This is a genomic window from Klebsiella sp. Ech2A (assembly GCF_030078455.1).
GTDB lineage: Bacteria > Pseudomonadota > Gammaproteobacteria > Enterobacterales > Enterobacteriaceae > Klebsiella > Klebsiella terrigena.
The window spans coordinates 1-5,475 of the sequence record NZ_JAQGFU010000249.1; the positions used below are offsets into that span (position 1 = coordinate 1).

Sequence of the window (5,475 nt, forward strand, 5' to 3'; positions counted from 1 at the left end):
GCCGGACACCCCGTGGCAAAGCCAGCGCGATCGGCTGCTGGAAGTGGGGGCCTGGTACGCCGGGGTCTGCGGGACGCTGGGCAAATTTGCCAACGACTTTTCGCTGCTGATGCAGACGGAAGTTGCCGAAGTTGCGGAGCCGGTCGCGGAGGGCCGCGGGGGTTCGTCGACGATGCCGCACAAGCGTAACCCGGTCGGCTGCGCGGCGATCCTCACGGCGGCCCAGCGTACGCCGGGCCTGGTGGCCTGCCTGTATGCCGGCCAGGTTCAGCAGCACGGGCGCGCGCTCGGCGGCTGGCAGGCGGAGTGGGAGACGCTCCCGGAGCTGATTACCCTCGTCGGCGGCGCGCTGGAACAGAGCGTCGAGCTGGTGCGCGATATGCAGGTGTTCCCGCAAAAAATGCGCGCCGATCTCGATATTACCCACGGCCTGATTATGGCCGAAGCGGTGACCCTGGCGCTGGCGGAGTTTATCGGTAAGGCCGACGCCCATCATCGGGTCGAGGCGCTGTGCCGCCAGGCGATTGACCAGTCGCGCCCGCTGCAGGCGCTGCTGGAAAGCGACCCTCAGGTCAGCCGGCATCTTAGCGTAGCCCGTTTAACCCAGCTGCTGGACCCGACAACGGCTACCGGCAGTGCGGAAATTTTTGTGCGCCAGGTTGTGGCGCGTTACAAGGAACAACATGATGAACCTTGATTACCAGATTGACGGCCCGGAAGGTGCGCCGGTTATCGTTCTTTCTAACTCGCTGGGCACCACCCGGTCGATGTGGCAGCCGCAGCTTGGCGCGCTAACCGCGCGGTTTCGCGTGCTGCGTTACGACACCCACGGTCATGGTCAGACCGCTAAAAGCGGTAAAGTGACCCTTGCCCAGCTTGGCGAAGACGTTATTAGGCTGCTCGATCATCTGCAGATAGAGAAAGCCTGGTTTTGCGGGATTTCGATGGGCGGACTGACCGGACTGTGGCTGGGACGCTTCGCCCCGGAGCGATTTTACGCTATTGCGGTGGCCAATACCGCCGCGCGAATTGGCGACCAGGCCAGCTGGCTCTCGCGGGCGCGGGCCGTCCGTCAGGAGGGGATGGACGTGGTGGCCGCCGGCGCGGCGGACCGCTGGTTTAGCCACGCCTTTCGCCAGAAGGCGCCGGAGGTGGTCGCATCCCTGTGCCATCAGCTGACCCATAGCGATGCCGAGGGCTATGCCGCCTGCTGTGAAGCGCTGGCGGCGGCCGACCTGCGCAGTGAAGTCGGGCACATCAGCCTGCCAACCCTGATTATCGCCGGGGAAAGTGACCCTGTCACGACGGTGGCGGATGCCAACTTTCTCCATCAGCAGATCCCCGCCTCGCAGGTGGTGGTGGTCTCCGCATCGCATCTGTCTAATATCGAAGCGGCGAGCGCATTCAGCGCCGCATTACTGGGATTCTTCCGGGGAGAGCAGCATGGATGACAAGGCGCGTTATCAGCAGGGAATGGCGGTACGCCGTCAGGTGCTGGGCGATGCCCACGTTGACCGCACGCTGGATAAGCTGACCCCGCTCAATGAAGAGTTTCAGGACTTTATTACCCGCTACGCGTGGGGCGAAACCTGGACCCGACCGGGGCTGGATCGCCATACTCGCAGCATGATCACCATCGCGATGCTGATCGCGCTTAATCGCGAAGCGGAGCTCAAAATGCATCTGCGCGCTGCGTTTAATAACGGCGTGACCCGCGATGAGCTCAAGGAGCTGATTATGCACTCCGCGCTCTACTGCGGCCTGCCTGCGGCCAACGCCACGATGCATCTGGCGCAGCAGGTGTTTGACGATCTGGACGCGCGGCAGGCCTAGGCGCCCGCGTTCTCAGGCTGGCCGCGCGCGTTTGCGGCCGGCTCTCCTCGCGTTAACCCTCTTTTTTGTTTATCTCTTCCGGCGCAGCCGTCGGCGCTCGTCCTGACAAAATGTGCGATCTTCTTGACACAGCATTGACAAATAAATGCCTGGTCAGTAATTTCATTTGTAATTACTGACCAGGCAAATATCATGAATAAGCATCCGGGTATTATCAATAACAAGTTCCATCTGGGTTTATTAATCCATCTGGCAAATCAGTATAAAGATCAGCTCATTAGCCAGTATTTCTCCGGCATGGATATCACGGCCGCCCAGTTTAAGGTGCTGATCAGCATCTATAAGGGCGTCACCAGTCCGGTTGAGATCAGCAAAAATCTGGTCATGGACGCCGGGGCGATGAGCCGCATGGTGGATCGGATGGTCAAGCGCGATCTCATCAGCCGTTCGCCTAATCCGCAGGATAAGCGGCAGGTCGTGCTGGCGCTAAGCGGCAAAGGCGAGCTGATTTGCGAGCGCTTTGTCAATGAGGCGCTGGCGTCAATCATCAGCGACCTTACCGCCCGACTGACCCCCGACGAGTCTCGTTTACTGGTAGAGCTAATGACAAAAATGCTGCCAGACGAAATTGTTGCCCCTCATCGCTAACGTATTCAAGAAGGTCCGGACAAGATGGAAACCACACCTGCACAGTACGCCGAGCGCGGCAGCAAGCGCAAACGCAACTTTATTATTTTACTGATTATTCTGCTGCTGGCCGCCGGCGGCGGCGTGGCATGGTACCTGCTGTACGCCCGCTACTATGAATCGACCGACGATGCCTACGTTAACGGCAACCAGGTGACGCTCACTCCGCAGATCGGCGGCACGGTGACCCAGGTCACGGTGGATGAGGGGGATTTTGTGCAGAAGGGGCAGCCGCTGGTGCTGCTTGACCCGAGCGATACCGAAATTGCGCTACAGCAGGCGGAAGCCAATCTGGCCAACACCGTGCGCCAGGTTCGCGGACTCTACAGCACGGCGGATAACTATCGCGCGCAGGTGGCGGCGAAAAAGGTCGCCCTGCAGACGGCGCAAAACGACTACGCCCGGCGGCAGAAAATCTTCCAGAGCGGCGCCATCGCGGCGGAAGATCTCTCCCACTATCGCGACGCGGTCACCAGCGCGCAGAGCGACTTAGCCGCCGCTCAGGAGGCGTTACGCACCAACACCGCGATGGTTGACGATACGGTTATCGACAGCCATCCCGAAATTAAAAGCGCGGTAGCCACGCTGCGCCAGCGCTATCTGGACAATTCGCGCAGCACCATCGTTGCCCCGGTCAGCGGCTTCGTGGCGAAACGCGCGGTCCAGCTCGGCATGCGCGTCGATTCGGGGACCACCCTGATGGCTATCGTGCCGCTGAATGAGGTGTGGGTCGATGCCAACTTCAAAGAGAGCCAGATGAGCGGGATGCGCCTGGGGCAGAAAGTGACGCTTAACGCGGATCTCTACGGCGACGACGTGGAGTACCACGGCACCATTGAGAGCCTGGGCATCGGCACCGGCAGCGCGTTTTCGCTGCTGCCGGCGCAGAACGCCAGCGGCAACTGGATCAAAATCGTCCAGCGTCTGCCGGTGCGCATCACGCTGGATCCGCATGATATGCAGAAAAACCCGCTGCGCGTGGGGCTGTCGATGAACGTTCGCGTTGATATTCGCGATACCGACGGCCATCTGCTGCCGCAGCAAACCGTTAGCGCCCCGCGTTTCACCACGGATGTGTATCAGAACCCGCTGGAACAGGCGGACCAGCTGGTGGCTAAAATCCTTCATGACAACAGCAAAGCGGTAGCCGCCGGCGCCCGTTAAGAGAGACGTTATGCAAGATAAGGCCGCATTTACGCCGCCCAATATGTGGCTGGCGGTGCTCGCGCTGTCGCTGGCCACGTTTATGCAGGTGCTGGACTCCACGATTGCCAACGTGGCGCTGCCGACGATCGCCGGCAACCTCGGGGTCAGTGCCGATCAGGGGACGTGGGTTATCACCTCGTTTGCGGTGTGTAACGCCATTGCGCTGCCGCTGACCGGCTGGTTTACCCGGCGCTTCGGCCAGCTAAAGCTGTTTATCGGCTCGGTGGTGCTGTTTACCCTGACCTCGTTCCTGTGCGGGTTTGCCCACAGCATGAGCGAGCTGATTATCTTTCGCGCCCTGCAGGGCTTCTTCGCCGGGCCGATGTTCCCGATGTGCCAGACGCTGCTGCTGGTCATCTTCCCGTCGAGCAAGCGCAGCATGGCGCTGGCGCTGCTGTCGATGGTGACGGTGGTGGCGCCGATCGTCGGCCCCATTACCGGCGGCTGGATCACCGATAACTACTCCTGGCCGTGGATTTTCTACATCAACGTGCCGATCGGCATCTTTGCCGCGATTGTGGTCTGGACGCAGATGCGCGCGCGGGAAGAGACCACCACCCATGCGCCGATTGACTACATCGGCATTGCGCTGCTGGTGCTTGGCGTCGGGTTGCTGCAGGTGGTTCTGGATAAGGGCAACGACCTCGACTGGTTCGCCTCAATCCATATCGTCATTATGTCGGTAATTTCGGCGATATCGCTGGTTTCGTTCGTTATCTGGGAGCTGGGCGAGCGCCACCCGATAGTCAACCTGCGGCTGTTTAAGGACCGTAACTTTGCTATCGGCACGCTCTCGCTGACCCTGGGCTACGCGGCGTTTTTTGCCATCAACATTATTCTGCCGCAGTGGCTGCAAACCCAGATGGGCTACACCGCCATCTGGGCCGGGCTTGCCGCCGCGCCGATGGGCGTGTTGCCGCTGGTGATGACGCCGATGATTGGCCGCTACGCCAATAATTTCGATCTGCGTATTCTGGCTTCGCTCTCGTTCCTGACCATGGGGGCCTCCTGCCTTATTCGCGCGCAGTTCAACACCGACGTCGATTTCCGCACCATCGCCGAAGTGCAGCTGTTTATGGGGATCGGCGTGGCGTTTTTCTTTATGCCGATCACCACCATCGTGCTGTCGAATCTCAACGGGGCGGAGGTGGCGGAAGGTTCCGGTCTGGCAACCTTCTTCCGCGTGCTGGGCGGCTCGTTTGCCTCCTCGCTGACCACCTGGATCTGGTCGCGGCGGGAGGTGTTCCACCATGCCAACCTGACCGAAAGCGTCTCCGCCTATAATCCGGCGGCGGTGGACTACGTGGAGAAGATGGGCGGAGCGTCCCAGCAGCATATGGCGCTGATCGATAAAACTATCGAGCAGCAGGCCTATATGATGTCGACCATCGACTATTTCTGGGTGTTAGGCTGGGGCTTTATGGCGCTGATCGTGGTTATCTGGTTTGCCCGTCCGCCGTTCAGCCGCGCCGGAGCGCCGGGCGCCCCCTCGGCCGGTCACTAGTAACAAGCGGGGCCGAAACGCGGGTCAGCTGGCCTGGCGACCGGGTTAAGGGGTAGTCCACGAGGTCTGCGGCTTGTCGGCCGGGAGACGTTCCGCTCACCAGATGCCCGGCAGAACATGCTGCCTCGGTGCCAGGTGACCGGGTTAAGGGGAAGATAACCGTCTTCCCCTTAACAATCCCCGCGGTCCCGCACGGAAATCGGTGCTGCGCACTGCGCTCACCTCCCGGCCTGCAGCCTGCGGTC

Annotated in this window: 6 protein-coding genes; all 6 read left to right on the forward strand. The window is 60.9% G+C overall.

The annotated features are described in order from the left end of the window. A partial coding sequence (locus PFH44_RS24480) for a lyase family protein (RefSeq protein WP_283826439.1) occupies window positions 1-697 on the forward strand: 697 nt, incomplete at its 5' end. Then, the gene (gene pcaD, locus PFH44_RS24485) at window positions 687-1,451 is read left to right on the forward strand and encodes a 3-oxoadipate enol-lactonase (RefSeq protein ID WP_283826442.1); all 765 of its coding nucleotides are present in this window, start codon (window positions 687-689) and stop codon (window positions 1,449-1,451) included. The genes PFH44_RS24480 and pcaD, both read left to right, overlap by 11 nt. After that, window positions 1,444-1,833, forward strand: a complete 390-nt coding sequence (gene pcaC, locus PFH44_RS24490; protein ID WP_045858460.1) for a 4-carboxymuconolactone decarboxylase — start codon at window positions 1,444-1,446, stop codon at window positions 1,831-1,833. Before pcaD ends, pcaC begins: the two co-directional genes overlap by 8 nt. Window positions 1,834-2,025: 192 nt before the next feature. Then, on the forward strand, window positions 2,026-2,481 hold the full coding sequence (locus tag PFH44_RS24495) for a MarR family transcriptional regulator (protein WP_133599606.1): 456 nt from the start codon (window positions 2,026-2,028) through the stop codon (window positions 2,479-2,481). Between the two features lie 24 nt (window positions 2,482-2,505). Then, on the forward strand, window positions 2,506-3,684 hold the full coding sequence (locus tag PFH44_RS24500; RefSeq protein ID WP_283826440.1) for an efflux RND transporter periplasmic adaptor subunit: 1,179 nt from the start codon (window positions 2,506-2,508) through the stop codon (window positions 3,682-3,684). Between the two features lie 10 nt (window positions 3,685-3,694). Further along, on the forward strand, window positions 3,695-5,230 hold the full coding sequence (locus tag PFH44_RS24505; RefSeq protein ID WP_283826441.1) for a DHA2 family efflux MFS transporter permease subunit: 1,536 nt from the start codon (window positions 3,695-3,697) through the stop codon (window positions 5,228-5,230). Window positions 5,231-5,475 lie beyond the last annotated feature (245 nt).